Below are 26,240 nucleotides of genomic sequence, written 5' to 3' on the forward strand. Positions count from 1 at the left end.
GACAGCGTCGGAAAATATCTGACTGCGGGCATGCCGGTCCGGGTCTCACCGTCTACAGTCGATCAGAACCGGTACGGCAGTATTCGCGCGGTAATCTCCTCCGTTTCGGACTACCCGGTGACTCTGGAGGCAGCTGTAAACTCCATTGGCAACCAGGAAGTCGCTTCCAATCTCACCAAGGGGGGCTATCAGATCGAAGCGACGGTGAAATTGCTGCGCGATAGTTCGAGTCCTTCCGGCTTCACCTGGACATCTCGAAGGGGACCGGCGGTGGAAATCACTTCCGGCACGACAGCCGCCGTCTGGGTGACCTATGAAGAGCGTGCGCCAATCTCGTTTATCCTGCCCAAGATACGGGAATGGAGCGGATTGTCGTTCTCCACGAAGAGTATTCCATAATGAATAAAAGAGTAAAAACCCCTCTCTTGCTTCAGCTCGAAGCCGTCGAATGCGGAGCAGCGTGCTTAGGAATCATTCTCGAATACCACGGCCGTATCGTGCCGTTGTCCGAGTTGCGTGTGGAGTGCGGCGTGTCGCGCGACGGAGTGAAAGCCGGCAACATGACCAAGGCGGCACGCAAATATGGAATGAAAGCCAAAGGGTTCCGGGAAACCCGCGATACCGTGGCGAAGTTGAAGCCGCCTTTTATTGCTTTCTGGGATTTCAATCATTTCCTCGTTGTTGAGCATTTCGACTTCAAGAACAAGGTCGTATACCTGAACGATCCGGCGCATGGACATCGTAAGGTGACATTCGATGAGTTCGATACAAGCTTTACCGGAGTCGTGCTTTTGATGGAGCCCGATGAAGGGTTTCAAAAGGGCGGCACAAAGCTGAGTTTTCTTGATGCGATCAAGGCCAGACTGAAGCACTGTCACTCCGCGCTCCTGTACCTGCTGGCTATCGCTGTACTGTTGACGGTGCCGGGGATCATAACGCCCGCATTCACGCGCATATATCTGGACCACATCCTGACCGAAGCCCGCTCCGACTGGCTCCAGCCTCTGGTTGTGGCGATTGCCGTTACGGTTCTGTTCAAGCTGGTGCTGGAGTTTTTCAAGTTCCTGTTTCTCCGCCGCTTGAAAATTCACCTCGCGGTAACGATGTCGAGCAGCTTCTTCTGGCATCTGCTCAAACTGCCGATGCAGTTTTATGCCCAGCGGTATGGTGGTGAGATCGCCACCCGGCAAAACATGAACAGTCAGCTGGCGGACGTGTTGTCCGGCAAGCTTGCCGATACTTGTCTGGATGTGCTGTCGATGTTCTTCTACGCCATCCTGATGTTCTATTACAACGTCTCTTTGACGTTGGTCGGCCTGGCGTTTGCTTCCATCAACTTTATCGCCCTGCACTATCTGGGGGAACGCCGTTTTGACGCCAACATCCGGCTCAAGCAGGATTTCGGGAAAGTCTACGGAGTGACGATCGCCGCACTTCAGGCGATGGAAAGCATCAAAGCCTCAGGGCAGGAGGCGTCGTTATTCTCGCGCTTTGCCGGCCGCTACGCGAAGGCGGTGAACAGCATGCAGGACCTCCAGGTCGCCACCCAGACCTTGACGGTTTTGCCGATATTCTTCAGCTCTTTGAGCACGGTGGCGATCTATCTGTTAGGCGGCAGAGCTGTCATTGAGGGCAACATGTCGATCGGCACCCTGGTGGCTTTCACGGCTCTGATGTCCAGCTTCCAGACTCCAATCAAGGAATTGATCAACCGCAGCAATGAAATCCAGGAAATCCACGGAGACTTAAGGCGGCTTGATGACGTGTTGGACACGCCGGCCGCTGCCGATGCCGTAGCGGACCGGCCGGAAGATCAGTCTGCGGGAGAGTGGCCGCTACAGCTGCAGGGCAGGGTAACGCTGCAAGATATCACTTTCGGTTATAGCCCGGTCGAAGATCCGTTGTTTGAGGATGTCACGATCGACATTCCGCCCGGACATCGCGTCGCCTTTGTGGGCGGCAGCGGATCGGGCAAGACAACGCTCGCCTATCTGATCTGCGGTTTATATGAACCGTGGAAGGGGACCGTTCTGATGGATAGCGTGCCGCGCTCGAATATTCCGCGTGATGTCATGGTTCATTCGTTTTCGATGGTGTCTCAAGACATCACGATTTTCGAAGGCACCGTGCGCGACAATCTGACTCTCTGGGATCGCACCGTCCCGGATGACGTGCTGGTCCGGGCATGCGAGGACGCGGCCATTCTCGACGCCGTATTGGCAATACCCGGCGGACTGGACGGCCCCCTTCTGGAAGGGGGCGCCAATCTCAGCGGCGGCCAACGCCAGCGTCTCGAGATCGCCCGTGCCCTGGTCCAGAATCCATCCATTCTGGTGCTGGATGAGGCGACCAGCGCGCTGGACGCGGAAACCGAAGGTATTATCGTCGAACGCCTGCGGCTTCGAGGCTGCACCTGCATCGTCGTCGCTCATCGCCTGAGTACCATACGGGATTGCGACGAAATTATCGTACTCGACCGTGGGAAGATTGCCGAACGAGGCGTTCACGAAAAGCTTTGGGGTTCCCAGGGTCTTTATGCGGAACTGCTGCGGGCAGGCGAAGGGGCCGGCACGCTCGAGGAAGTGGCATCGTGAGACCCGAAATCGAGCAGGAAGAGAAGAATTACCGGCTGACCACCAACCAGAGCATTTTGCTCAACGACCCGTCGCGCGCCTGGCTGGTCATTCGGGGGCACCTCGCCATTCAGAGCACTCCTATCCATGACGATGCGCCGGTCGGCCTCCGGCGGACCCTGTTTTCCGTTCGAAAAGAGGGTGTAATTTTCGGCACGGAATGCCTTGCAGAAACCGAGCATCTGGGCTTCATCGGGGTCGTCAGCGAAGAAACCGAAGTCGTTGAACTGCAGATGAAGGCATCGGCGGGCAAGCTGGTGTCCCGTTACGAAAGTTATATCGGAGGCTGGGTGACCGCGCTCAGTGAGATTCTGGGCGCCGATCTCGAACAACTGCAGCCGACGGTTCGCGCAACCGGGTCCGCAGAGTACGGCCTTTCGAAGCAGGACATCCTGACAGCGGACGGCGGCAAGCTGCTCCTGGCCAGGATGAAATCAGGCTGCGCGGAGATCCTGGGACTGGACCACCTGATTCTGAAACCGGAAGACGGCTGGTTGCTGGTTACGCCCGAACTGTGTCTCCAGGTTTCGTCGGACAGCGCAGAGATCGTCACGCAACTTCTTTCGTCCAACGGCGGGCCGGTTTTGTCGGAGGGCCTCGCCACCCTGCATGTCTTCGTGAATCGTCACCTGGCGCGTCTTGCCGCCGAGGAAGAACGTGCAGAGCTCGAACGCCGTAAGGCCAGCGCAACGCTGCGCGATTTGGACACGGCGGTGGCGTTCCATGATTTAGCCTCTGTCCTTGATCCTATCGAGCGGTTCCAGAAAAGGGAAACGCGGCTCCTGACTGCCCTCGGCATCGTAGGGGACGTTATGGGGATCAAGATCTCCGGCCCCGCCGCATCGGAAGATATGACGAAGGTCAACGATCCGATCGAGCCGATTGCCCGCGCATCACGCATACATCACCGCAGCGTCACCCTCGGACCGGGATGGTGGAAGCATGATGCCGGTCCATTGCTTGGATTCATCGGTGAGGAGCATAAGGCGGTTGCCCTGCTTCCGCGCGGTGGTGAATACGACATTGTCGATCCTGAGGTTCGTTACCGCCAGCCATTAACAGCGGAACACCTGGCGCATCTTGCTCCCGAAGCGTACATGCTGTATCGGCCTTTACCTTCCAGAATGACGGGAGTGAAGGACCTGCTGCGGTTCACACTTCATGGCCACACCAGGGACGGCATATTGATCCTTCTCTGCGGGCTGTGCGCGGCCCTGCTGGGCATGATTACCCCGAAAGTAACCGGCACTCTCATCGACCAGGCCATTCCCAATGCCCAGATTCGCCTGCTTACCGAGCTTGGCGCGGTCCTCTTCGCGGCCGCAATCGCCACCGCCGTATTCACCTACATCCAGGTCATGACGACGGTCCGCGTGGGTACTGCATCGGAGTACGACTCGCAGTCGGGCATGTGGGGACGCCTGGTGCGGTTCCGTCCGAATTTTTTCAGGAGATACTCGAGCGGCGACCTTCAGATGCGGGTCAACGCCGTCGGAGAAGTCAGCCGCGAGCTCAACTCCGCCACGATGCGCCCGCTCATAACCGGTCTGATGGCCCTGCTGAATTTCTTCCTGCTCTGGTATTACAGCTGGACGTTGGCGAAGGTCGCGATCTGGTTCGGCCTGGTCATTCTGGTGGTAACCGCGGTAATGAGCTACTTCATCGCCCGCATGTCCTATGAGCTGACAGACTTGCAGGGCGCCTTTCACGGCCTGATGGTCCAGATGGTAGGCGGTGTCGGAAAACTCCGGGTCGCTGGTGCGGAGCACCGCGCTTTCAATCATTGGGTGTCGCATTACACGCCGCAGCTGCGGCTCATGAAACGTTCGCAGTTGCTTAAAGACCTCGTCAGCATGTTCAACCTGTCCGTCCCGACGGCGGCGCTGGGGTTTCTGTTCTGGAAGGCGCAAGCATTGACGGTCGGCCTGAAGCCGACCGATCCGAACTACATCACGATCGGCGAGTTCATTGCGTTCACTACGGCGTTCACCATCTATCTGGCGGGCTGGACCGACGTCAGCAATACCCTGGTCAGCGTTATCGGGTCCATTTTGAAGGGCCGCCGGATTAAACCGATTCTTGATGAAGCGCCCGAAGTCGCTGAGGATGCATCCGACCCGGGCCGATTAAAGGGAGTCGTCACGTTTGAGGGCGTTTCTTTCCGTTACGCAACAGACGGACCTTTGATCCTGGACGACGTCTCATTCACAATAAAGCCGGGTGAGTTCGTTGCCTTCGTCGGGCCGTCAGGTTCGGGCAAGTCCACCATCATGCGCCTTCTGCTTGGATTCGAAAGGCCGCAGTCGGGCAGAATTCTATATGATGGACAGGATCTGGCCGGTCTGGATGTACTGGCGGTCCGCCGCCAGATCGGCGCCGTCCTGCAAAACGGACGGCTCAATTCCGGCTCGATTGTCGAGAACGTCGCGAATAATGCCAAGCTCAGCCATGCCGAAATCTGGGATGCCATCGCCAGCGCAGGAATGAACGAGGACGTCGAAAACATGCCGATGGGTTTGCATACCGTCGTCGCTGAAGGCGGCGTCAATTTCTCCGGTGGCCAGCGGCAAAGATTGCTGATCGCCCGCGCCCTGGCAACGCGTCCACGAATCGTGTTCTTCGATGAAGCCACAAGCGCATTGGACAACAAAACGCAGGCGATCGTGACAGAGACGCTGGAACGCCGAAAGGTGACGCGGGTCACGATTGCACACCGCCTGAGCACCATTCGCAAGGCGGACAAGATTTATGTCATCGATCGCGGCAGAATGGTGCAACAGGGCACGTTTGAAGACATGAGCCGGCGCGATGGGACGTTCAAAGATCTTATTTCGAGGCAGATGGCTTGATGGAGGAGGTCGCTTCCAGGATGTATCGGCATGGATGGTATCAAATTGCTTTCGAGCATGAACTGGCCGAAGGACTGACGCCCATTCATCTCGCCGAACGGCGCCTGATGGCATTGAAACGCAACGGAAGCATTCGCGTTTTCGACGCTACCTGCCCGCATCGAGGCGCGAATCTCGCCTATGGCGGGAAAGTATGCGACGACCATGTTGTCTGCCCATTTCACGGCGAAAGAGTTCATCTCGGCACTGCTGCCGCGGGATTTTTTGCCCGGGACTACGCTTCTCTTGTGATCGGCGGGGGCGTGTTCGTCGGCATGTCCGACTCGATGAAGCCGGATTTTCCGGCTGGTTTGCAAGACCTGCAACGCCGCTTCGAGCTGATTCCGGGATTCGCCATTGAGATCGAAGCCCCGGTCGAGGTTGTCGCCGATAATGCATTCGACAGCGGACATTTCAAGGCCGTGCACGCAATACTGAACGAACCCGAGTTCACGTTCGGCGGCGGCGGCTTCGGCGAGCTGCGGGCTGAAGGGGAGTTTATCATTCCGACTGCAAATCCCACCCAACCGGCACGCGTAAAGTACTCTACGGGCGCGTTCAGTCCAGGCATCATGATTTCGGAAATGACGGGCGATCCGCCTTACAACTACATCGTCATGAGCACGGCAACGGCCGGCGAGCAGCCGAATCGGTGCACCATCCGCGTCACCCTGGGGTTAAAGCCGCCGATTGACCATAACTTTAGAGATCTTTTCATGGAAGCAAGCAGACAGGGACTCGAGCAGGACCGTGCGGTGTGGAGGCACGTTGCCCGGGACCATGCCCCGGCGTGGAGGCCGCGGGACGCCGCCGCAGTGGCATTCAGGGAATTCTGCAAACGATTCGTCGCTTAACAACGTCATGGCAACACAAACTCAGCGTCTGGAAGTTCACTCACCCGAAGAGAGCTATCGTGTCCTGCCCGTCCTCTACGGGCGGAGTTGGGTCGCGCCTGCGATTTTCGCAGGCATTGTTGTCTGGCTGTTAGGATTCCTTCTTTTCGGCAGAATTGATATCGATGCGAAAGGCAATGCGATCCTGCTGCTGCCCGAGGCCGTCGTTCCATTTCAGTCGAATGCCACGGGCCAGGTCGGTAAGTGGTACGTGAAGGTTGGGGACCACGTCGAGAAAGGACAGCTGCTGGCTATCGTTGATCAGCCGTTGATCGAGAAGGACCTGGCACAGGCTCAGGAGCAGCTCGGCGAAATTCAGGAACGCAATAAGGTCATCCATTCGTTGACCGACACCGACCTGCGCCTGGAAAAAGAATCGCTCGTGCGCAAACGCAAAATGCTTACTGAACGTATTGCCATTTTGAAGCAACAGGCGTCAGAGAGCCAGGGCTTGACGCAACAGAATGCCAGTGCCAATACGAAGACCCTGGATCAGCAAAAGCAAAATCTCGAAGGTCTGCTTGAACTCGAGAAGAGGCGGCTGACCAACCTGGAAACGGAGTTAAAACGCGCAGAAGACCTGCGCCTGCAACAACTCCGTTCGGCAGACGAAGTGGTGACAGCCCGCCAGGCATATAGTGATCAGGTCCAAAAAGTGATGGGGCTCGAACTTCAATCGACTCAGCTCAGCCTGTCAAAAACCGAAGCCGACGAAAGTGAATTGCGTTCCTTCAACCGTGTTCAGGGACAGGAGGACACGGTGGCCGACCTCAACGAGCAATTCCAGGAGCTGGCAAATCAGGAAGTCGAGATCGACCAGACGGAAGCCCAGATGTCTACATCCCAGTCATTGCAGGTCCGGCAGTTGCAACGAACGGTCGAACAGCTTCAGAAACAGCTGACCGAGAACCGCGAGATCCACAGCGAACAGGCGGGCCGGATCGTCGAATTGACGGCTGCAGATGGGAGTCTGGTGACGCGGGGCCAGCGCCTTGGGGCGATCGATACAGGAGACACGTCGCGGAAGCTCCAGGCTGTTGCCTATTTCAAGGTGGAAGACGGCAAGCGAATCCAGCCGGGAACCCGGCTGCTGCTCACGCCTGCCACGGTGACACGGGAGCGCTACGGCAGCGCTGTTGCACATGTCACGTCGGTTTCCCGGTTTCCCGTCAGCACGGAGGGCGCGGCAAAAGTAGTCGGCAATGCGACGGTCGCACGCACATTGACGGACGGCGGCTACCAGATCGCGGTGATCGCGCAATTGGACGTGGATCCCAAAAACCCTTCCGGGTACAAGTGGGATCTGACGAGCGGCCCGGCGACTGAACTGACGTCCGGGACAATCGCGGCCGCCCTTGGCACAATCGAAACACGAGCGCCGATCACATTCATTATTCCGATGTTGCAATAGTTCGAGACCGCAGCAGGTTAGCGGCGGCGGCGTAGCTTTCTTGAAAGAACGCCTGTCTGTCTTCGGCGGCTATCAATTCCAGGTTTAACCGCGTCAGCGCGAGCCAGAAAATGACTCGATCCTTCTCCACATAATTTGCGGTCGTCAGTTCTTCCAGCCCTTCGGCAACGCGTCTCATCAGTTCACAGATCAGCCGAAGGCTATTTTCATCCAGGCCCTGGCAGTAGGTAAGGACCCTGCCGTCCGGGCGGACTTGTCCCGGACTTTCAAGCCCAAGAAAGTGAAGAAGCCGGCGGCTATCGAATCGTCCCAACGCGAGCATCATCCCAGCCCAATCACAAATCGTCTCATCAAAAAGATTGAGAGCCATATAGCCGTAGAGACGGTAGGTCGCATAATGTGTGAACTCGTGTTCGAGCCGCAACACTGTCGAAGTCTCGAGCCAGCGTTGTTCATTCATATCGAGGCCGAGAGCACTGGCGGTTGAATTACTGTAAGGATGCTCGCAGATCACCATCAGCCGATCGTAAAACCGCCATTTCTCATCCGTCGCCACCCGGAGCCTCTCCTTCGGCCAACTGTTGATGCCGGCCAAGCCATGCGCTCCGATCCATTCGGCCTGGTAGCCGCGCACCCGTTCCCAATTCAAGAAGCCCGAAATCATTCGCGCATTGACGGAGGCATTTGTTTGTCCCGGTTCATGATGAAGCGCGAGCGCGCCTATGAGCATTTCGAAGTCCGGCCGGTGTTTTATTATCAAAACCGGCAGGGCTCCTGCGGGATGTTCGCGGATGACGAGGCGAATTTCCGCCGGACGCTCCAGCGTGAGGCAGCCCCCGAACGCTGCTTCCTGGAAAGGCAGACCGTCGTGGACCACGGCCTTGTAAGCTGCGGTCTTTGAGATTCCGGCCCGAAGCGGAATCGAAAACTGGGGGAGACCTGACTGGAGGGCGGCAAATGCCTCGCTGCCGTATTGCTGGAGATGCGCCCGCCAGAACGTCAAATGCGGCTCGTCCGGCAGCGGAAGTATCGGCGGTGGAGGCAGATTTTGTAACGCAAAGTGGTTTTCACAGTATTCCAGCGCTTTGGATACTGTTTCAGGCGTTCCTCCCAATTGCGCAAGTACAGCCCGGCGCGCTATCAGGCGGTCCTCACTCGAATCCCCTTGTCGCATGAATGCGGTGAGTATAACATTGCTCTATACAGCTATATTCGACCAACACGCTTGTGTTTATCGTGACACCGCGTTTTGATTCTAAAACGCAGCTGATGCGAAAAAGGAGCCGAGCCCATGCGAAAAGTTCTGTATCTTCTATCTGAATTGGATGAGCATGCCTTGGACTGGCTTGTCGCCGCGGGAACTCGCGAATGGCTGGCTCCGAAGCACGTGTTGATCGAGGAAGGCAAGCCAATTACCGTCCTCTACATTACGCTGGAGGGCAAATTCTCGGTAAAGACGAAGGACAAGGTCGTTGCTGAATTGGAAGCAGGCGAGGTTGTGGGCGAGCTCTCGTTCCTCGACTCGCGTCCTCCGGTCGCAACGGTGGCGACTTTGGAGAGGTCCGCCGTGCTGAGCATTCCGGCTGCACGCTTGCGTTCGAAGCTGAAAACCGACCATGTCTTCGCGAGTTCATTCTATCGTGCCCTGGGAGTCATGCTCGCAACCCGTCTGCGCGATATGACTCTTACATTGGCCTACGGCACCTCTGAAAGCAGGAACCTGGACGTCGAAGAAGCGGGAGAATTCTCGCCCGCGCTCTTCGACCGTCTCGACCTGGCAGCCAGGCGGTTTCAGTCACTGATCGAAAAACTCGACATGGAAAAAGGGCGGGCCGCGGCAGTTACAGAAGGCGTGAAATTCTGAAAGATTTGTTACTTTTTTGTGACTGGAATCACTGCATAAAAGAGCCAGAAACCGCTTGCTTAAAGCACGTCACTTTCTTATGATCCGACCACGTTTGACAAGACTCTACCCTCTGGTGCGCGGGGCTGATCAGTCCGGTGCGCGTTAAAGGTCGGCTGGCACTGTCAACATTTTTGGGCCGGTGCATTGGAAGACGGAGACTTGGTCCCGTACGTAAATTGTTTGCCCAACTCAATTCCAGAGGAGAAATATGTCTGAAATAACACAAGCTCAATTCCTGCAACGTTACGGCAACCTGATGGTGCAAATCTGGGGCATGCCGGCCCTGTTGGACCGTTTCAAAAAAGACCCCAGCGCAGTCCTGAAGGAGCATGGATTGGATGCTGAAAAGGCATCCGTGACCCTTCTGCAACCGGGCGCACCGAACTCCGTCGGCATTACCGATACGACAGCGGAAAGCGCTTACCAATTGTGGGTTGAAGGCAAAAAGAAAGGGAACATTCCCTTTTACTTTGTCTCGCAACCGCCCGAAGGTGTCGGCAGCGAGGCACTCTCGGACAGCGAGTTGATGTCGGTCGCAGGCGGCCTCAGCATCAGCTCCTGCTGCTGCTCGCCCTGCTGCTGCTAACGAAACACTCCTTTCAGTTCAGCTGAATTTGATCTTCCGCGTTCATCTCCGGAATAGCATGGGGAAGGACGCGGAAGATTTTTCTTCTCGCCCGGCCGCCCGGCCCTCTAACGAATACTCACCCGGTAGTGTTTCAACCAGATGTCAATTTGAATGACTCGCTCCAGCAGTATTGCAGCAACGTGAGGAGCCATTCCGGGAATCTGTCCCTCCGCAATCGCCTTGACGGCAGGCACATTGACAAAAGGACAAACTGCCGACTGCGCATTCAATAATTCGATTGTGAGCCGCCGAAGTCCGGCCAGATATTCAGGCTCGTCGGATACGGGATATGCGCTCTTCTTCCTCAGCCGGACGCCTTCAGGAACCAACCCTGCCCACGCTCGCCGCAGCAGGCTTTTCTCCTGTCCGTCAATTGTTTGCATCTCCCACGGAACATTCCACAGATACTCGACAAGCCGATGGTCGCAAAACGGCACTCGAACTTCCAGGCCGGCCGCCATGCTCATCCTGTCCTTACGATCCAGCAGCATCTGCAACCAGTTGGTTAGCGTGAGATAAAAGATCTCTCTGCGTCTGGCCAGGAGAGGGTCTTCTCCGTCGCATTTCGGTATGTTCGCGGTGGCTTCCTCATATCTTCTCTGCAGGTAAGCGAGGGGTTGAGCCTTTTCCCGGATCTGGGGCGACACCCAGAACAGACTTTGGGGTCCTGTGGCCGCGGGCGGCATGGTGACGAGCCAGGGGAATGCTCTGATCTTCAGCGCATCGGGCGAGTGATACCAGGAATAGCCCGCGAAAATCTCATCTGCAGTTTCCCCGGAAAGCGCAACGGTCCCTCTTTGCTTGATGCGTTTGCAAAGGAGGTAGAGGGAGGTATCCAGCTGTCCGAATCCCGGCGCATCGCGAGCAATGGTGGGAACAGAAAGGTCCTCCAGAAGCTGCTGGGGGCTGACGGTCACAAAATGATGATGAGTCCCGAGAAATTGTGAAACCTCACCGGCCCAGAAGCCATCGGTGCTCGGTTGGTCCGCATCCCGGAAGGCACTGATGCCTCCAGAGGGATCCACGGAATAAGTATTAAGGCTTTTGCCTTGACTCCCCAGTTCCCGGGCAGCCAGGGCAGTGACGCCGCTGGAATCGATGCCTCCCGACAACATTGTCACAACGGGAACATCCGCGATCAATTGCCTCCTGACCGTGTCCTCGAGAAGGTTCCGGATATTCTCAACCGTCGTGTCCACATCGTCGGTATGAGGGGCGCTTATCAATGACCAATATCGGGTCGAACGCCTGCCCTCGCGGTTGAAGGTGATGTACTCTCCCGCGCCAACCTCGAGGACGTTCCGATAGATGGTAAAGCCTGGTGTGCGCAGCTGCACGGGGCTGAACAGTTCCGCCAGGCCGTCGTTGTCAACTTCCGCTTTGACTGCCGGGTGGGCCAGCAGCGACTTGATTTCTGAAGCGAACAGGATCGAGTCGGTTAGCTCGGTGTAGAACAGCGGTTTGACCCCGAGACGATCGCGGGCGAGCACCAGCATTTGACGGTAGTCGTCCCACAGGGCGAAGGCAAAGATCCCATTGAAATGGTTGATGCATTCCGCTCCCCACTCGGCGTATGCGGCGAGCAGAACTTCGGTATCGGACTGGGTTTGAAACCGGTGGCGCCGGCTCTCCAGTTCGCGGCGGAGTTCGCGAAAGTTGTAGATTTCGCCGTTATAGGAAACCGCGAATGTGCGGTCTGCGTGCTTGTAAAGCATCGGCTGAGATCCACCGCTGGGGTCGATCACGCATAGCCGGCGATGAGCCAGTGCGATGTGGGCAGAACGCCAGACGCCGCTGCCGTCCGGGCCGCGATGGCGGAGTGCAGCAGACATCGCGGTGAGGTCCGGGCAGGATTGGGAAAGATCCTGTCTCCAGCCGAGTACCCCTGAGATCCCGCACATCAGTCGCCTCGCAGCCTGAAAGACGGATTACGTATGCTGTTCGGCCACTGCGTGGGCCGGCTGAGACGCAACGTCCTCGGGCTTTGGCTCCGGTGGCAGCAGAGTGCACGGATAAAGATAGTCCTGCCTGCTGTTATGGGAGTAAATCAGATATTCCAGCCAATCGTCGAAGCGCTTGAAGCCGGGACGGGTCCGCCATACTGCATATGCAACGGGCTTGTTTTCCAATGGAACCGGCTTTCCTGCAAGGACGCCCTGATAGAACTCCCACAGATTGTGCTGCACGCGGACTCTAAGGCTGCTACCAGGGAACGGAATGCGGAACAGTTTCTGGTTGAAGTCGACGGCTTCGATGAGAAGTAGCGGATCCAGGCCCGCCGGAACTTTCTCCTGTGCATACTGCAGAAGGATGCCTTTTGCCTCCTGGTAAAATGCGCCCAGCTTCGAATCCTGCACGAGCCCGATCAAAGCGTGTTCGTGCGCCGGCCATACCATGTTCAACCATTTCTCCGAAGGGCAGTACTCCCACGAACCACTCTGGATTTCACGCGCTCTCTGGTGGAAGAAGTCGACTACGCCCCGTACAACAGGAAAGAGTTCGCCGTCGGCCTTGGCAAAGGCCTCGATCAGTCTGCCGTAATCCAGTCCATAAAGTTCGTGCAGCACAACGAATGGCAGCTGAAGAAGGCGCTGGAAGTAAACCAGTTCTGCCATCCACATCACGGTTTTCGCTTCGACCCACTGGTCCGCAGGAAGGGCGTTCGTGGCGATTACGGTCTTCACGTACTCCGGGGTTTCCTCGTTTCTGCACTTGTCGATATCCGAATGCACTTCCACGATCTCCTGGTCCACCGTCACCAGGCCGTGCTCTTTCACCTGTTCCGGCAGCGAGATTTCTGCATTCGGCAGCAACTGGCAGTTGTAGAAAAACAGGTGGCGATGTTGTCCGCCGGCGATTATCGTGGAAAACCCGTCGACAAAGCTGTCATAGGTCTCACCGGGAAGGCCCAGAATAATGTCGGTATACGTGGGAATTTCCTCGAGCTTGTACCGGCTCTGCAATTGCGCAAAAGAATCGATGGATATGTTGTCCCGTTTGACGCTTCGGAGAGCCGTGGGATCCAGCGATTGGAACGAGAGGGTGACTCCGGAATTCAATCCGACGTCATTCAAGCGTTTCTGGACGCGGTATGACCGCTCGGTGGAGTTCTTCGTATTCTGCGTGACGAACACGCGCGGGTAGTTGGTCCTGGTGCGCACATCCGCAATGTAATCGGTGATCTCGACATCGCGCGGCAACATGCCATAATTCGCGTCGCAGCAGAAAACCGTCTCCACTTTGTGCTGACCGATCCAGTCAAATTCCTTGTAAATATTCTCGAGGCTGAATTTGAAAACCTTCGTGGCTGTTGCAGATCCCCAGTCGCAGAAAGTGCAGGAAAAGGGGCAGCCGCGATTGGTCTCAATCGGAGCCATCCATTCGGTATTGGGATTCGCTTCGAGCAGCGGGTCAAAAACGCCGCTCGCATAGACTGGGGGAATGACTGCCAGATCCTCGATCCTGGCGCCTTTCGGGTGATGGATAAACCGGCCGGCCTTGTCCAGAAAGCTGACTGATGGAATTTCACTCCAGTCATTTGACGGAAACGCTTCCAGAAGCCGGAGAAAAATGCGTTCCCCTTCACCATGCACGGCCACATCGACGAATGGGTTTTCACGCAGGAAGCCTTCTGCCCGATCAGGCACCTGCGGGCCGCCGAACATGATGAGTACGCCGGGTTCCCGTTCTTTGAGAAGCCGGGCGATTTTCAGGCTGTGACGCATATTCCAGACATAAGTGCTGAAACCTGCGATATCCGCTCCCAGGAGTTCAGGGACCGATTTCTCGACGGATCGCCTTCGATGAAGAGGCAGCCTGAACTTATATCTGGCAGGATCCGCAGCATGGGTTTGAGCGTAGACCTGGAGCAGGCCTGTCTGGTAAGGCAGCATTTCCCAGCCACGCGCCGATTCGGAACTCCTTTCGGACAAGCTGCCGTCGGCCAGATGTTCAAAATCGGTCCGCGCCCGGCTGAGGTTCATGCCGGTCGTAATGCAGACCAGGCTAACTGTTACCGGATGGCTCGCGGCCTCATGCGTCAGTTTGTCCATGCGACTACTCCCTTTGTTCTGTCAGTGACTGGAAATCGGGCTGGAAATAACTAATAAGCCGCTGTGTCATCACAATTGCAAGCATTTCCTTTGCTCGTTTTGGAAGCGCCTGCAACATTTTTGCCGGTGACATTTTCCAGGAATGCTATGCTCGCCAGCCTTTGGAGTCGTGTCAAGCGTATTCGTATCGTGCGAGCTTTTCATGGTTCGTGCTGATACGATTGGAAGCTCCAAGGCGCTCAACCTGAAAAAGAAAGGTCCGAAGTATTGCAATGAACAAGCCTGTGCCGGGATCCCCGAATACCGTTCCGTTCGAGGTCACGGAACCGGACCGCATCGCAGCCCAGCGGTACTACGACGAGGATTTCTACAAGCTGGAATGCGAGATGCTGTGGCCCCGGGTCTGGCAGATGGCCTGCCGGCTGGAGGAGATTCCGAAGCCCGGCAGTTTTTCGGTCTACGAGAATCTGGGCCAGTCGATTATCGTCACGCGGGTCGACGAAAACACCGTCAAAGCTTTTCACAACCACTGCCGGCACCGCGGCGTGAAGCTGGCAAATGATCGCGGCCGGTGTAACGCATTTGTTTGCCGGTTCCATGGCTGGTCGTGGAATCTGAAAGGCGAGAACACCTTCGTTTATACGCCGGAGGTGTTCTCGGAACGTCAGCTCAACAAAGAGGACTTGAAACTCCGGGAATGCCGTGTCGAGACCTGGGGCGGATGCGCTTTCATCAATCTCGACGACAATGCGCCGCCGCTGCGCGACTGTATAGAGCCGTTTGCGACCATGCACGACGTTTGGCATGTGGAAGGCTTGAAGGTGGAGTGGTGGTATGCCGCGCATCTTCCGGTCAACTGGAAGCTTGCAATGGAAGCCTTTTTCGAAGGCTATCACATCGCTCAGACGCACCCTCAGCAGCTTCCCCCCGGTCAGAACATCCGCAACTCGGCCTTCCGGCCGCTGGATCGGCAGATTTTCCCGATGGCCAATTTCGCGGCGCTTCCGGCTGCCGCCTCGAATATGGCTGCCGCCTCGACGATGTTCGACCCCCGAATGCTCATCAAGGGCTTTCCCCACTTCTATCAAATGCTGAGAGACGGGATGGCCGGAATGGTCGGCGAACAGGACATCCAGGCCATGAGAGACCTGGAGAACATGGAACTGCCGGCCCGCGATCTCCTTGGTGCGATCAAAATGTACAATCGCGCGCTTCACGACGCCATCACTGAGCGCAACCGGAAGGAAAAGCTCGACACCCCCGATCTGAATGAGGTGATGGATCGCGAGGTGATGACATCGGTCAACTTCTGCTTTCCACACTTTTTCATGCTTCCGACCTACAGCGCGGCGGCGTCCTACCGCATCCGTCCGCTGGGATCCGAAGAATGCCTGTTCGAGGTCTGGTCGCTCAAACGTTATCCCGAAGGCGAGGAGCAGCGGCCGATCCAGACGCCGGTACCCCTGAAACTCGACGATCCGAGCTGGCCGCCGTTTCCCAGGCAGGATTTTTCGAATATGCCGCGGCAGCAGCAGGGGCTCCACACGAAAGGCTTTGAATTTATGCGGCTGTCGAAAGACGTCGAGGGCTTGATCAGCAATAATCACCGGGTCATCGACGGCTTTCTCGCGGGTCTCGGCTACGACAAGCTGGTACCCGCCATGCAAAAAGTTTCCGGGCCTATCGATGTCCCTATTAAAGATCTGGGCTTCTAAGTCCCAGGCCGGCCGCGGTTTTGGGACGTTTGGCGCCGCCGGCAGATTTGTCCAGAAAACCGCTTGCGTATTGCACGTCACTTTCTTATGATCCCGACCACGTTTGACAAGACTCTACCCTCTGGTGCGCCAGGCTGCTCAGTGCGGTAGGTGCTGGTTTTGCTGGCACTGTAACATTTTTGAGTTGGCGCATTGGAAGACGGAGACTTGGTTCGTAAGTAAACTGTTTGCCCAACTCAATTCCAGAGGAGATGTATGGCTGAAATTACACAAGCTCAATTCCTGCAACGTTACGGCAACCTCATGGTTCAAATTTGGGGCATGCCCTCTCTGTTGGACCGTTTCAAAAAAGAACCCAGTGCAGTCCTGAAGGAGCATGGGTTGGATGCTGAAAAGGCCTCAGTGACCCTTCTGCAACCAGGCGCACCGAACTCTCTCGGTATTACCGACACGACGGCGGACAGCGCTTACCAGCTGTGGGTTGAAGGCAAAAAGAAAGGGAATATCCCCTTTTATTTTGTCGCACACCCGCCCGAAGGTACCGGTAGCGAGGCGCTTTCGGACAGCGAGTTGATGTCGGTTGCAGGCGGCCTCAGCATCAGTTCCTGCTGCTGCACGCCCTGCTGCTGCTAACGACAGGCTTTTTTTCATGCCGGATTTCGGGAGGGGAAAAGCAGGCGTCTGTTCCCTCCTGAAATCGGTTCGGCGAAATCGCATCTTCCGCGTTCAGCTCCGGAATCGCAGGGGAAGGACGCGGAAGATTTTCCTCTCTCACTGTTGTTGAACCAAGACCTGTGTTGTTAAAACCCCGTTTTCGTGCTTCATTTGACGTCCACGTCGCAGGCCGGGCCGTGTTTCTGTTAGATGAACACCGCCAGTTGATTTTGGAGGGCGAGCGGTATTGCATACTGGCTCCGCTGCTGGACGGCGTGCGCAGCATCAGCGACATCGCGCGCGACTGTGAACAGCGGCTTCCTCTACCTCAGATTTTTTCTACGTTGAATGAACTCGAGCGCCGCGGCTACCTTGTCGAGGGCGGCGACTCTGCCGCAGGACCGGCCGCACAAGCTTTCTGGGAATATCCCCGTGAGGGTGGTCCTGCTAAAAGGGCGCCGCATGAGCTCGCGGTCTCGGTACAAGGGTTGGGCCGAGCCTCCGCGCTCCCGTTAAGCGAGGCTTTCCTGGCGAACGGTATCGCGTTAGATCAGGCGCGTTCACAGCTTCTCGTCGTTGCAACGGATGATTATCTGCGTGGAGAATTGGAAGAAATCAACCGGACCTGTCTCCGCGAAAATCGCCCGTGGATGTTGTTTAAACCGGTTGGGCTGGTCCTGTGGATCGGGCCGATCTTCGAGCCGAACAAAACCGGATGTTGGCATTGCTTACGCCAGCGGCTCGAAGCGAACCGGATGGCGGAACAATACATTCAGGACCACACCTCGCCTCAGAAGCCGGTTGTGACCTCCGTTGCCACCCTGCCGGCTTCGCTGGAACTTGCTTCATCCCTCGCAGTGACGGCCGCCACAGAATGGTTGGCATTCCCGGAGTCTGCACGTCTCCGCGGCAGAATGATGTCATTGGACCTGGCCAATACCGCCGCGCAGCATCACGAACTGGTGCGGCGTCCCCAGTGCACAGAATGCGGGAATCCGGACCTGATGCGGAATCGAGGAATGCAGTCCATCGCACTGGGAAAACAGCTGAAGCACTTCCAGGAAGATGGAGGCCATCGCACGCATACGCCGGAGCAGACCTTCGAAAAGTACCAGCACCACATCAGTCCTTACCTGGGGGCTGTCACCATGTTGCTTCCCGCGCTAGGGGCATGGAACGAATTGACACCCAATTTTGTGGCAGGACACAACTTTTCGATGGGCCTGGACGACGTGGCGCTTCTGCGTGAAAGCATTCGTGGACTGAGTGGCGGAAAAGGCGCCAGTATCGCTCAAGCCAAGGCCAGCGCTCTGTGCGAAGCACTCGAGCGATACTCCGGGCGTTATCACCACGACGAGTACACACGCCGTGGCACCCTGGTGAACTTGCAGCCCGACGCCATTCATCCGAATGAATGCATGGGTTTCAGTTCCGAGCAGTTCGAAATGCGCGCGGAATGGAACGCGAAGCGTGCGATGGGTTCGCGTTGCGAGTTGATTTGTCAGCCCTTCGATCGAAATCGAGAGATCGACTGGTCGCCCCTCTGGTCACTGACGGCCAATAAGCTGAAGTACCTACCGACAGCCTATTGTTACTATGGACATCCGGAATTCTCGGAACAGCGCTGGTGCGCTCCCGACTCCAACGGCACTGCCGCCGGCAATACATTGGAGGAAGCCATTCTCCAGGGCTTCTTTGAATTGGTCGAACGCGACGCGGTAGCGCTCTGGTTTTACAACCGGATTAAACGGCGCGGCGTGGACATCGAAAGCTTTGGTCTGCCTTATCTGAAAGCGATCCAGAAGTATTACGTATCGCTCAAACGCGATATCTGGGTGTTGGATGTCACCAGCGATCTTGGCATTGCGACTTTCGCGTGCATTTCGAGGCGGATCGACAAGCCGGTGGAGGATATTCTATTGGGATTCGGCTCGCATTTTGATCCCAAGATTGCGATGCTGCGCGCGGTTACGGAAGTCAATCAGTTTCTCCCCTCGATATCACTGGCCAGGCCGGACGGGTCGACGCGATACACTTTCGGCGACGCGCTCTCCAAGCATTGGTGGACCACAGCGCGGCTTGAAAATAATGAGTATTTGTCGCCCGATCCGGAGAAGCCTGCCATATCTTTGGGTGAGTTCGAGAATCCATCGAGCCAGGATTTGCTTGAAGATGTCGAGCACTGCATAGAACTGTGCCGGCGGAAAGGTTTTGAAATGCTTGTGCTCGACCAGACTCGTCCGGACATTGGTCTGAACGTTGTCAAAGTCGTGGTACCTGAGCTTTGCCATTTCTGGCGCCGTCTTGGCAAACGCCGGCTCTACGAGACGCCTGTGGCTATGGGCTGGCTCAACCGGCCCAGATCTTTCGAAGAACTCAATCCATACAGCATTTTTTTCTGAATCATGGAAAACGCCTGGCTCAACCAGCCGCGTCTGCGAAAGTCTCTCGTCATCGAAGTCATCGAACCGCGTCTCATGTTCGCCTTGAGCGAGCACCGGCATTTTGTTTTCGAGGGAGAAATCTATCCGGCATTGCTTCCGTTTCTGCACGGCGGCCACTCTATGGGTGACATTCTGTCGGGTGTCGCAGACAGGTTTTCGCTGCAAGATGTCATGGTCGCCGTCCAACGGCTTGTCGCCAGCCGTTGCCTGGTGGACAGCGATGTGACGGACATGCCGGAGCAGCAGGCCGCGTTCTGGGACGGAGTGAGCGATGAGACGAACGCCACCGCCGTTGCTGAATGCTTGCGCGATCAGCCTGTCACTGTACGCGCATTAGGCGCGATCAACCGGGATGAATTCGAAACAACCCTCCGCCGGGCCGGAGTACGTGTTGAACCGGATGGCGGGATGCTCATCGTCGCTACGGATGACTATCTCCGCGAGGAATTGGCAGACCTCGACTCCCAGGCCCGGATCACCGGCAAACCATGGGTGATCGTAAAACCGGTAGGTATGATCGCCTGGATCGGCCCGCTGTTTCGGCCCGGCGCCGCCGCCTGTTGGCACTGTCTGGAGCACCGCTTGCGCCACAACCGGCAGGTCGAACTGTACCTTCGAGGCCGCTCAACCGATGCGATCGATATCTCAAAGACGCGATTCCCCTCGCTCGACCGTTCAGCGATGAGTCTGGCTTCGATTGAAATCGCCCGTTTGATCGCTTTGAATTTCAGGACCAGGCTCGAAGGCAGGATTTTCGCGCTGGATTTCCAGACTTACAAGATCGAGGAACATACCGTTGTGCGGAGGCCGCAATGCAAAGCCTGCGGGCAGCCTTTGAAAATCGCGCAGCCTGGTCCGGTCGAGCTGAAATCCCGCATCAAACGCAATGGCGCTGGCGGAACTGAGCGGACGGCGTCGCCGGAAGAAATCTTCCACAGGTATCAACATCACATCAGCCCGATCAGCGGAATCGTAACCGCCTTCATTCCGAGAAATCTTGAGGCCTGCGGGCTGATTTACAATTACACATCCGGTCACTACTTTCCGATTATTTCCGACGATCTCGCCAGCCTGCAGGTGAATCTGATTGCCCGTAGCGGCGGTAAGGGTTCTGATGAAATCCAGGCAAAAGCCGGCGCGGTTGCCGAGGCGCTGGAACGGTACTCCGGAATCAGCTGGGGGGAGGAATACGAAGTACGGGGAAGTTTTGCTTCTCTGCAGCCTGAAGCGATCCGCGTCGAGGATGTGTTGTTCTTCAGCCGAAATCAGTACGAGAGCCGCGCACAATGGAATACGACACCCGGGAACGAGAAACACTATGTGCCGGAACCATTCGACGAGAAGGCCGAAATCGCATGGACGCCGTTGTGGTCTCTGAGCCACAACCGCCTTCGATATCTTCCAAAGGCCTTTTGCTTTTACGGCCATAGGGATGCTGTCGGCAATTTCTCTTTCTGTGACAGCAATGGCTGCGCCGCGGGCAACACTCTCGAAGAAGCGATCGTGCACGGCTTTCTTGAACTTGCAGAACGTGATGCCGTGGCAATCTGGTGGTACAACCGATTAAAGCGGTCTGCTGTCGATGCGTCATCCTTCGACTTGCCGTATTGGGTCACGCTCCGCGACTACTACGACACTGAACTGCAGCGTGACCTTCATGTAATCGATATCACCTCGGATCTCGGGATTCCGACTTTTGTAGCTGTTTCGCGGCGGCGCGATCAACCGACCGAAGACATCATTATCGGAATCGGGTGCCACTTTAATCCTCGTAAGGCTCTGATGCAGGCCCTGCTCGAAGCAAACCAGTCCACGCCTCTTTGGCATTTTGTGACCCGCGACCGTCCAGCGCTGAAGCGATACTGCCCCAAGGACATCATGGAGTGGCTGGAGACCGCGACGTACGAAAACCAACCCTATCTGGTTCCGGAAGCCACCTGCCCCAAAACCTTCGCGGATTACAAGCAAATGGAGAAAGATGACGTGCGCGAAGACGTATTAACCTGCGTTGAAATCGCGAAAGCTGCCGGCTTGGAGCTACTGGTCCTTGATCAGACGAGACCCGGCATCGGATTGCCTGTTGCACGCGTTGTTGTGCCGGGCCTGCGGCACTTCTGGCTCCGCCTGGCACCGGGGCGGTTATATGACGTTCCGGTCCGGATGGGTTGGCTTCAAAAGCCCCTGGGTGAAGCCGATATGAACAGGATTCCGTTTTTTATTTGATACTGAAATCTATGTGGAACGATACAATGCCGCGCGTGAGGACGGTTGAGAATATGACATGTGTCGTCGGGATCAGATTATTGAAGGATGCCAGGCTGACCGAGGAAACATCGGACATTACTGCTGTCGAGGCGGAGGTCGAGATTCATCGGCCACGAATGACGCTGACCGGTATGACTCCGGGATTGCATGCGATCCTGAAGCAAATCCAATCCGAAGCCGTGGCCCAGCCGGAGTTGCTGGCGCAGGCGCTCCGCACGGATGGATTGCTGGGGCTGGGAAAACTGAATAAATTTTTAACCAAACTGGAACAATTCGGGTACATTCAGCGTCAACTGGTCGTGAATGACATTCCGGCAGCTTCGATTCGTCCGCTCTCCCTTCTCTATCGCTACGAAGACCTGAAGGTTGAACCCGGCTCACGGCATGTTCTCTCCAGGTTTGCATATCTACGAAACGAGCGGGATCAAATCATCCTCGAATGTCCTCTAGGACACGCCGAGATTGCCTGTCACTCACCTGCGGTCATGCAGGTTCTGTTTGCGCTCGCAGCGCCAAAAACCGTTGGTGAAATTGCTGAGGCGCAAACGGCGTTCAGCGAGGAGGCAGTCACTCTCTTTTTGAACTTTCTGGCCAATGCAAAGGCGCTGGCCACAGTTTCCGGCGAACTGCCGGAACTTCAGAATCCGGAGGTTCACGACGCGGCGCTGGCGCCATGGGAGTTCCACGATCTGCTCTTCCATACTCGAAGCCGGCTTGGCCGGCACGATCGCCCATACGGCGGTACATATCCCTTTAAAGACAAGCTGGCTCCTCTGCCGATCGTAAAGAAAGAATCATCGGATCAGGCGATCCCGCTGTACCGGCCGGATCTCGAACGGCTGAAGACGCAGGATGTGCCGTTTACGGAGGTTCTGGAGCGGAGGTCTTCGATACGAAACCACGGCGATTCCCCTCTGACATTGGAGCAACTGGGAGAGTTCCTCTATCGCTCAGCGCGAGTTAAAGAGGTTGTGGAACAGGGAGGCGTCAGTTTCAGGCCTTCGCCCGGCGGAGGCGCTTTGCACGAACTGGAAATTTATCCGCTCGTCGAGCGCTGTCAGGGTCTGGACGCAGGTCTATATCACTACAACCCGCTCCGTCATGAACTGTACAGAGTTGCCGAGAGGAATTCTTATGTGGAGTTGCTGATACGCATGGCGGCTTATACCGCTAAACTGGAATCGTTTCCCCAGGTTTTGTTGATTATCAGCGCACGGTTTCAGCGCATGCAGCACAAATATCAATCGATGACGTATTCGGTGATTCTCAAGAATGTCGGAGCGCTGTACCAGACGATGTACCTGGTCGGAACGGCGATGGGACTTGCAACAAGTGCTCTGGGAGGCGGTCATTCCGATGTGTTTGCCCAGGCAGCCGGCTTGAATTACATGGAAGAAACTTCCGTTGGAGAATTTATTCTCGGATCGATCGGAACGGGGCCGGGCATAAAGTCCGGCCAGAGCATAGCGCAATGAGCAGCTCTTCCGAGTTACCGGTCATCCAACTCGCCGAGGGTATATCCGGGCGTGTGCGGCCCGGCACAGGAGAAGGCGTTCTGTGGCTGCACGGCTACACCGTAGACGGCAGCATGTGGGGCGATATGTGGGACCGGCTGCCGGGCTGGCAGCACATTGCGATAGATCTCCCCGGCCATGGAGCATCGGATTCTATCGAGCGGATGATTGACCTGCCTACCCTGGGCCGGCGGCTTGGACAGATGTGCATTTCCCGCGGAGTTCGGCATATCGTGGCGTTGTCGTTCGGAACGCTGACAGCGACGCAGATTGCAATCGAGTTCCCGTCGCACTTCTCGAGCATCGTGCTCAGCGCCCCCAGCCTGGCCGGCGGTCCCCGCGAACTGGAAGTAGCCCGCGTTCATGGAACGCTTGTCCAATATTACCTTCAATTTGGCCCCGGACCGTGGATGCGCGATATCTGGATGAAGTGCCGTATCTGGGCCGGAACTGAAAGGGTTCCGGAGATGCGGCAATATATGGGGTCCCTGATCGATAAACATGATTGGTCACACTTAAAGCAGATGGCGATCCAGCGGTACACGCAGTCGAAGCAAACGGAAGAAGCCCTGCAGAAAATCGAAGCATCCGTTCTGGTTATGATTGGTGACAGGGAATTACCGTCATTTCGCACGGTCGCCGCAACCCTGAAACGCAACATTCCCCGATGTGATGTGCTCGAACTCGCTGACGCAGACCATCTGGCAATGATTCAGTATCCCGAAGTCTCCGCCCCGGCGATTGAAGCTCACCTCAAGGCGAACCAGTCTGCGTCCTTAACGCGAGACGGTGATTCCCCGTCCCAAAAAGAGGATAAACAGCAAGCAGGCAACAAGGCCGGTAACAATCCATGAACGGTTGCGTCCGATGGGCCCGACCGGCTCGAGTGCTTTTTCCTTCGATTGCATCATCGCGGGTAAGCTGAGCAGTCCCGCATTTGCGCCCAAGGTTGACGGTAAGGCCGACGCGATCACGTAAAACAGGCCGGCCGGATTTGGCAATCCTGCGACCAGGGCGAGTACACCCTGGCTGAAGTAAGCGGTCCAGCACAACTTACGCAGTCGTCCACTCTCATCTCCCTTGAAGGCCTTCAGTTCCGCGCCGACCAGAACCATCGCCCCAAAGTAGGTAACCGCGCCGAGCACGAGCAGTCCAAGCTGCCAGATGAGATGCGGTTGGAAGTCCCGGATCACATCGGCCCAATCGCCGAAATTGAAGGCGCCCGAGAAAAGGAAATATCCGGTGCCGGTGAAGAGATTACCGGCCATCGCAAGAATCAGAAAAAAGCGCGTTGCCGGCGAATAGCGCTGTGCACGCCGCAAAACAAGCCAGAACAGTGCTCCGAAAACGAGATTGATAAGCGGGCCATCCGCTTTGACCCAGTGCGTTTCAATATCGCTTTGGAGTGCGACAGTGCTGAGCGTCAACTCGTGCGCACCACTCAGCCAGGCCGTAACGCCATGTCCGAAATCTTCGTGGAGAACGTTCGAAAGAACGTAACCCAGCGCGGAGATGGCTATCAACGTCGGCGGATCATCTCGCTCGATACTCATGGACTTCAGCTCTCTACTGCGTGCGTGGTGACCAGATCACGCCAGCCTGCCCAAGGACGGTTCCCGTGGCGAACGCGAGATCGACCAGTGAATTCTGATAGTCAGATTGGGACACAATGAGGGCACCCTGTGCCTGGGCGAGCTGATCGAGTGTCAGTGAGAGCTCCGTGCTCGTAATTTTCCCGAGTTGAAACTCGATCCTGTTATCTTGATACGTCTCGGTTGACCGGTCGACCGCTGCCCGATTGGACAAAATGCGCTGCCAATTTAATTCGACGGAGTTGATTGCGTTCAGCACATCCTGCCTGACACTCAGTTCCAAGGCGCGCTGGTTTGTCTCTGTCTTTGCCAGGTTCAAGGCGCTCTGAACAACCTGATACTTTGCCTGTTGATTTCCCCAAAGAGGAATCGAGGCCGATAGGCCGTAGTTGTACGTATCGACCAGCCGGTTCCTGAAGAGTTCGTCGAGACTCTTTTGAAAGGTTGTGGCGCTGCCGGCAAAAGAATAATTGAAGTTCATCGTGACATCCGGCAGCCTGCGATTCCGGCTTACATCCAGCGAAATACGATCGATCGACATCTGCACTTCGTTCTGAAACAGCTCCATCCGGTTCTTGAGGGCGAGCGCTGTGACGGCCGCGCGATCAAACGTGAATCCCTTGGGCGACGGCTCCGTTTTCGGAATGATCAACGTTTGTGACTGAAGCGGGAGATTGGGAGAATTGATGATGCGTTTGAGGGCCAGTTCCGTCTGGCGGCGCGTGTTCTCGGCCATAAGAATTGCGTCGAAACGGCGTGCCGCATCGCCTTCAGCACGCGTGATTTCAATCTTGGTCCGCGCGCCTTCCTCAACCAGCCTGCGCGCGGTTCGCACTTGCTCCAGGGCATAGTCATACTCCTGAAGTTGTATTTTCAGGTTTTCGTTGGCCGCGTAGTGCTGCCAGTATGACTGTTCAGCATTTGCCATGACCTGTATAGCGGCCAATTTCGTTCGCGCATCCGTCTGGCGCATCACGAGGCCCGCGACGTTGATGCTTGCGTAATTGATTCCGAACCCGGCTCCCCGCAATAGCGGTTGGGTCAGCCCGAGTTGAATGGTTGGTTCATCCGTAACGCCGACAGGAACGCCGAAAATCGACCCCTGATCGTCGATTCTTGTAAAGGGCAACGACAAGGTCGCCGTTCCTCCGGCTTGGGTTGGGACAACGACTGTCGGAGTGAGCGAGGCGATCTTCTCAGGATTCCCGAAGCTGTCGAAAGTTTTCTGTTGGCTGGCCGAGGCATTGAGGACGGCCTCGAATTTCCAGCTCTCCGCCTGATACGCCGCTTGAGCGATCGCCGGGTCATAAAGCTGAACCTGCAAATCAAGGTTGTTCTCGAGCGCCTGCTTCCGTACGTCCGCCAGCGTCAACTCGACAGTTGGTGTTTCCGGGCTCGGCGCGACGACCTTCCTCGCGTTGTCCACCACATCGTTGGGTGTTTCTATAGGGACCTGCTGTAGATCCGCCGGAGGCTTTGTAACCAGCGCGTTGGCATCAAAGGGCAAAGCCGTTTGCAACTCCTGGCGTACTGCGGGAAGGATAAGGGGATCCCGGCGGGAGCAACCAATGAAGATGACCGCAATAAATAACAGAGCGACTGTTCGAGCACGTTTCCGAATGTTCTCTTTTACCAGAGCCACAAA

At 56.5% G+C, this 26,240-nt stretch carries 18 protein-coding genes; 13 read left to right on the plus strand and 5 right to left on the minus strand.

Translation table 11 applies throughout. The features are described 5' to 3' along the window. The 5 genes from VGK48_00655 to VGK48_00675 form a co-directional block, all read left to right on the plus strand. The coding region (locus tag VGK48_00655) for an NHLP bacteriocin system secretion protein (GenBank protein ID HEY2379663.1) at window positions 1–399 on the plus strand (399 nt) is incomplete at its 5' end. After that, window positions 399–2,594: an NHLP family bacteriocin export ABC transporter peptidase/permease/ATPase subunit gene (locus VGK48_00660; protein HEY2379664.1), complete on the plus strand. Its 2,196-nt coding sequence runs from the start codon at window positions 399–401 to the stop codon at window positions 2,592–2,594. The genes VGK48_00655 and VGK48_00660, both read left to right, overlap by 1 nt. Further along, on the plus strand, window positions 2,591–5,482 hold the full coding sequence (locus VGK48_00665) for an NHLP bacteriocin export ABC transporter permease/ATPase subunit (protein ID HEY2379665.1): 2,892 nt from the start codon (window positions 2,591–2,593) through the stop codon (window positions 5,480–5,482). The genes VGK48_00660 and VGK48_00665 overlap by 4 nt, the downstream gene beginning before the upstream one ends. After that, window positions 5,482–6,375 (plus strand): Rieske 2Fe-2S domain-containing protein, encoded by an 894-nt coding sequence (locus tag VGK48_00670; GenBank protein HEY2379666.1) that lies wholly within the window; start codon window positions 5,482–5,484, stop codon window positions 6,373–6,375. Before VGK48_00665 ends, VGK48_00670 begins: the two co-directional genes overlap by 1 nt. A 7-nt stretch (window positions 6,376–6,382) precedes the next feature. Beyond that, the gene (locus VGK48_00675; protein HEY2379667.1) at window positions 6,383–7,825 is read left to right on the plus strand and encodes an NHLP bacteriocin system secretion protein; all 1,443 of its coding nucleotides are present in this window, start codon (window positions 6,383–6,385) and stop codon (window positions 7,823–7,825) included. Here VGK48_00675 and VGK48_00680 read toward each other — a convergent pair. Then, a complete protein-coding gene (locus VGK48_00680; protein HEY2379668.1) occupies window positions 7,806–8,999 on the minus strand; it encodes a hypothetical protein in 1,194 nt (397 codons plus the stop codon). The genes VGK48_00675 and VGK48_00680 overlap by 20 nt on opposite strands. 117 nt (window positions 9,000–9,116) lie before the next feature. Between VGK48_00680 and VGK48_00685 the strand changes: the two genes are divergently transcribed. Next, a complete protein-coding gene (locus VGK48_00685; protein ID HEY2379669.1) occupies window positions 9,117–9,689 on the plus strand; it encodes a cyclic nucleotide-binding domain-containing protein in 573 nt (190 codons plus the stop codon). Between the two features lie 250 nt (window positions 9,690–9,939). Then, window positions 9,940–10,317 carry a hypothetical protein gene (locus tag VGK48_00690; protein ID HEY2379670.1) on the plus strand — a complete coding sequence of 126 codons (378 nt, stop codon included), beginning with the start codon at window positions 9,940–9,942 and terminating at the stop codon, window positions 10,315–10,317. A 107-nt stretch (window positions 10,318–10,424) separates the two neighbouring features. Here the strand turns inward: VGK48_00690 and asnB are convergent, their stop codons facing one another. Further along, window positions 10,425–12,260, minus strand: coding sequence for an asparagine synthase (glutamine-hydrolyzing) (gene asnB, locus VGK48_00695; GenBank protein HEY2379671.1), 1,836 nt, complete (start codon window positions 12,258–12,260; stop codon window positions 10,425–10,427). Between the two features lie 27 nt (window positions 12,261–12,287). Next, window positions 12,288–14,411: a radical SAM protein gene (locus VGK48_00700; protein HEY2379672.1), complete on the minus strand. Its 2,124-nt coding sequence runs from the start codon at window positions 14,409–14,411 to the stop codon at window positions 12,288–12,290. Window positions 14,412–14,683: 272 nt separating this feature from the next. Between VGK48_00700 and VGK48_00705 the strand changes: the two genes are divergently transcribed. The 6 genes from VGK48_00705 to VGK48_00730 all read left to right on the plus strand — a co-directional run bounded on the left by VGK48_00705 (window position 14,684) and on the right by VGK48_00730 (window position 23,857). Next, window positions 14,684–16,126 carry an aromatic ring-hydroxylating dioxygenase subunit alpha gene (locus tag VGK48_00705; GenBank protein HEY2379673.1) on the plus strand — a complete coding sequence of 481 codons (1,443 nt, stop codon included), beginning with the start codon at window positions 14,684–14,686 and terminating at the stop codon, window positions 16,124–16,126. A 255-nt stretch (window positions 16,127–16,381) separates the two neighbouring features. Beyond that, a complete protein-coding gene (locus tag VGK48_00710) occupies window positions 16,382–16,759 on the plus strand; it encodes a hypothetical protein (protein ID HEY2379674.1) in 378 nt (125 codons plus the stop codon). Window positions 16,760–16,920: 161 nt separating this feature from the next. Then, on the plus strand, window positions 16,921–19,182 hold the full coding sequence (locus VGK48_00715; protein ID HEY2379675.1) for a TOMM precursor leader peptide-binding protein: 2,262 nt from the start codon (window positions 16,921–16,923) through the stop codon (window positions 19,180–19,182). 3 nt (window positions 19,183–19,185) lie between these two features. Continuing rightward, entirely contained in the window at window positions 19,186–21,447 is a 2,262-nt protein-coding gene (locus VGK48_00720; protein ID HEY2379676.1) for a TOMM precursor leader peptide-binding protein, read from the plus strand. Window positions 21,448–21,458: 11 nt separating this feature from the next. Beyond that, complete coding sequence (locus VGK48_00725) at window positions 21,459–22,964, plus strand: SagB family peptide dehydrogenase (protein HEY2379677.1); 1,506 nt, start codon at window positions 21,459–21,461, stop codon at window positions 22,962–22,964. Beyond that, window positions 22,961–23,857: an alpha/beta hydrolase gene (locus VGK48_00730; protein ID HEY2379678.1), complete on the plus strand. Its 897-nt coding sequence runs from the start codon at window positions 22,961–22,963 to the stop codon at window positions 23,855–23,857. Before VGK48_00725 ends, VGK48_00730 begins: the two co-directional genes overlap by 4 nt. On the opposite strand, the gene VGK48_00735 is transcribed toward VGK48_00730, so the two are convergent. Further along, complete coding sequence (locus tag VGK48_00735) at window positions 23,780–24,556, minus strand: hypothetical protein (GenBank protein ID HEY2379679.1); 777 nt, start codon at window positions 24,554–24,556, stop codon at window positions 23,780–23,782. The two genes, VGK48_00730 and VGK48_00735, sit on opposite strands and share 78 nt — an antisense overlap. Before the next feature lie 13 nt (window positions 24,557–24,569). Continuing rightward, window positions 24,570–26,237, minus strand: coding sequence for a TolC family protein (locus tag VGK48_00740; protein HEY2379680.1), 1,668 nt, complete (start codon window positions 26,235–26,237; stop codon window positions 24,570–24,572). Window positions 26,238–26,240: the final 3 nt, after the last annotated feature.

Source organism: Terriglobia bacterium, assembly GCA_036496425.1.
Lineage (GTDB): Bacteria > Acidobacteriota > Terriglobia > 20CM-2-55-15 > 20CM-2-55-15 > 20CM-2-55-15.

What these genes read in the sequence shown, in the direction of transcription:
- asnB (HEY2379671.1), bottom strand. Translation starts at nt 12,260, where the DNA reads ATGTGCGGGATCTCAGGGGTACTCGGCTGGAGACAGGATCTTTCCCAA.
- VGK48_00725 (HEY2379677.1), top strand. Translation starts at nt 21,459, where the DNA reads ATGTGGAACGATACAATGCCGCGCGTGAGGACGGTTGAGAATATGACA.
- VGK48_00690 (HEY2379670.1), top strand. Translation starts at nt 9,940, where the DNA reads ATGTCTGAAATAACACAAGCTCAATTCCTGCAACGTTACGGCAACCTG.
- VGK48_00675 (HEY2379667.1), top strand. Translation starts at nt 6,383, where the DNA reads ATGGCAACACAAACTCAGCGTCTGGAAGTTCACTCACCCGAAGAGAGC.
- VGK48_00705 (HEY2379673.1), top strand. Translation starts at nt 14,684, where the DNA reads ATGAACAAGCCTGTGCCGGGATCCCCGAATACCGTTCCGTTCGAGGTC.
- VGK48_00660 (HEY2379664.1), top strand. Translation starts at nt 399, where the DNA reads ATGAATAAAAGAGTAAAAACCCCTCTCTTGCTTCAGCTCGAAGCCGTC.
- VGK48_00720 (HEY2379676.1), top strand. Translation starts at nt 19,186, where the DNA reads ATGGAAAACGCCTGGCTCAACCAGCCGCGTCTGCGAAAGTCTCTCGTC.
- VGK48_00700 (HEY2379672.1), bottom strand. Translation starts at nt 14,411, where the DNA reads ATGGACAAACTGACGCATGAGGCCGCGAGCCATCCGGTAACAGTTAGC.
- VGK48_00670 (HEY2379666.1), top strand. Translation starts at nt 5,482, where the DNA reads ATGGAGGAGGTCGCTTCCAGGATGTATCGGCATGGATGGTATCAAATT.
- VGK48_00680 (HEY2379668.1), bottom strand. Translation starts at nt 8,999, where the DNA reads ATGCGACAAGGGGATTCGAGTGAGGACCGCCTGATAGCGCGCCGGGCT.
- VGK48_00685 (HEY2379669.1), top strand. Translation starts at nt 9,117, where the DNA reads ATGCGAAAAGTTCTGTATCTTCTATCTGAATTGGATGAGCATGCCTTG.
- VGK48_00730 (HEY2379678.1), top strand. Translation starts at nt 22,961, where the DNA reads ATGAGCAGCTCTTCCGAGTTACCGGTCATCCAACTCGCCGAGGGTATA.
- VGK48_00735 (HEY2379679.1), bottom strand. Translation starts at nt 24,556, where the DNA reads ATGAGTATCGAGCGAGATGATCCGCCGACGTTGATAGCCATCTCCGCG.
- VGK48_00710 (HEY2379674.1), top strand. Translation starts at nt 16,382, where the DNA reads ATGGCTGAAATTACACAAGCTCAATTCCTGCAACGTTACGGCAACCTC.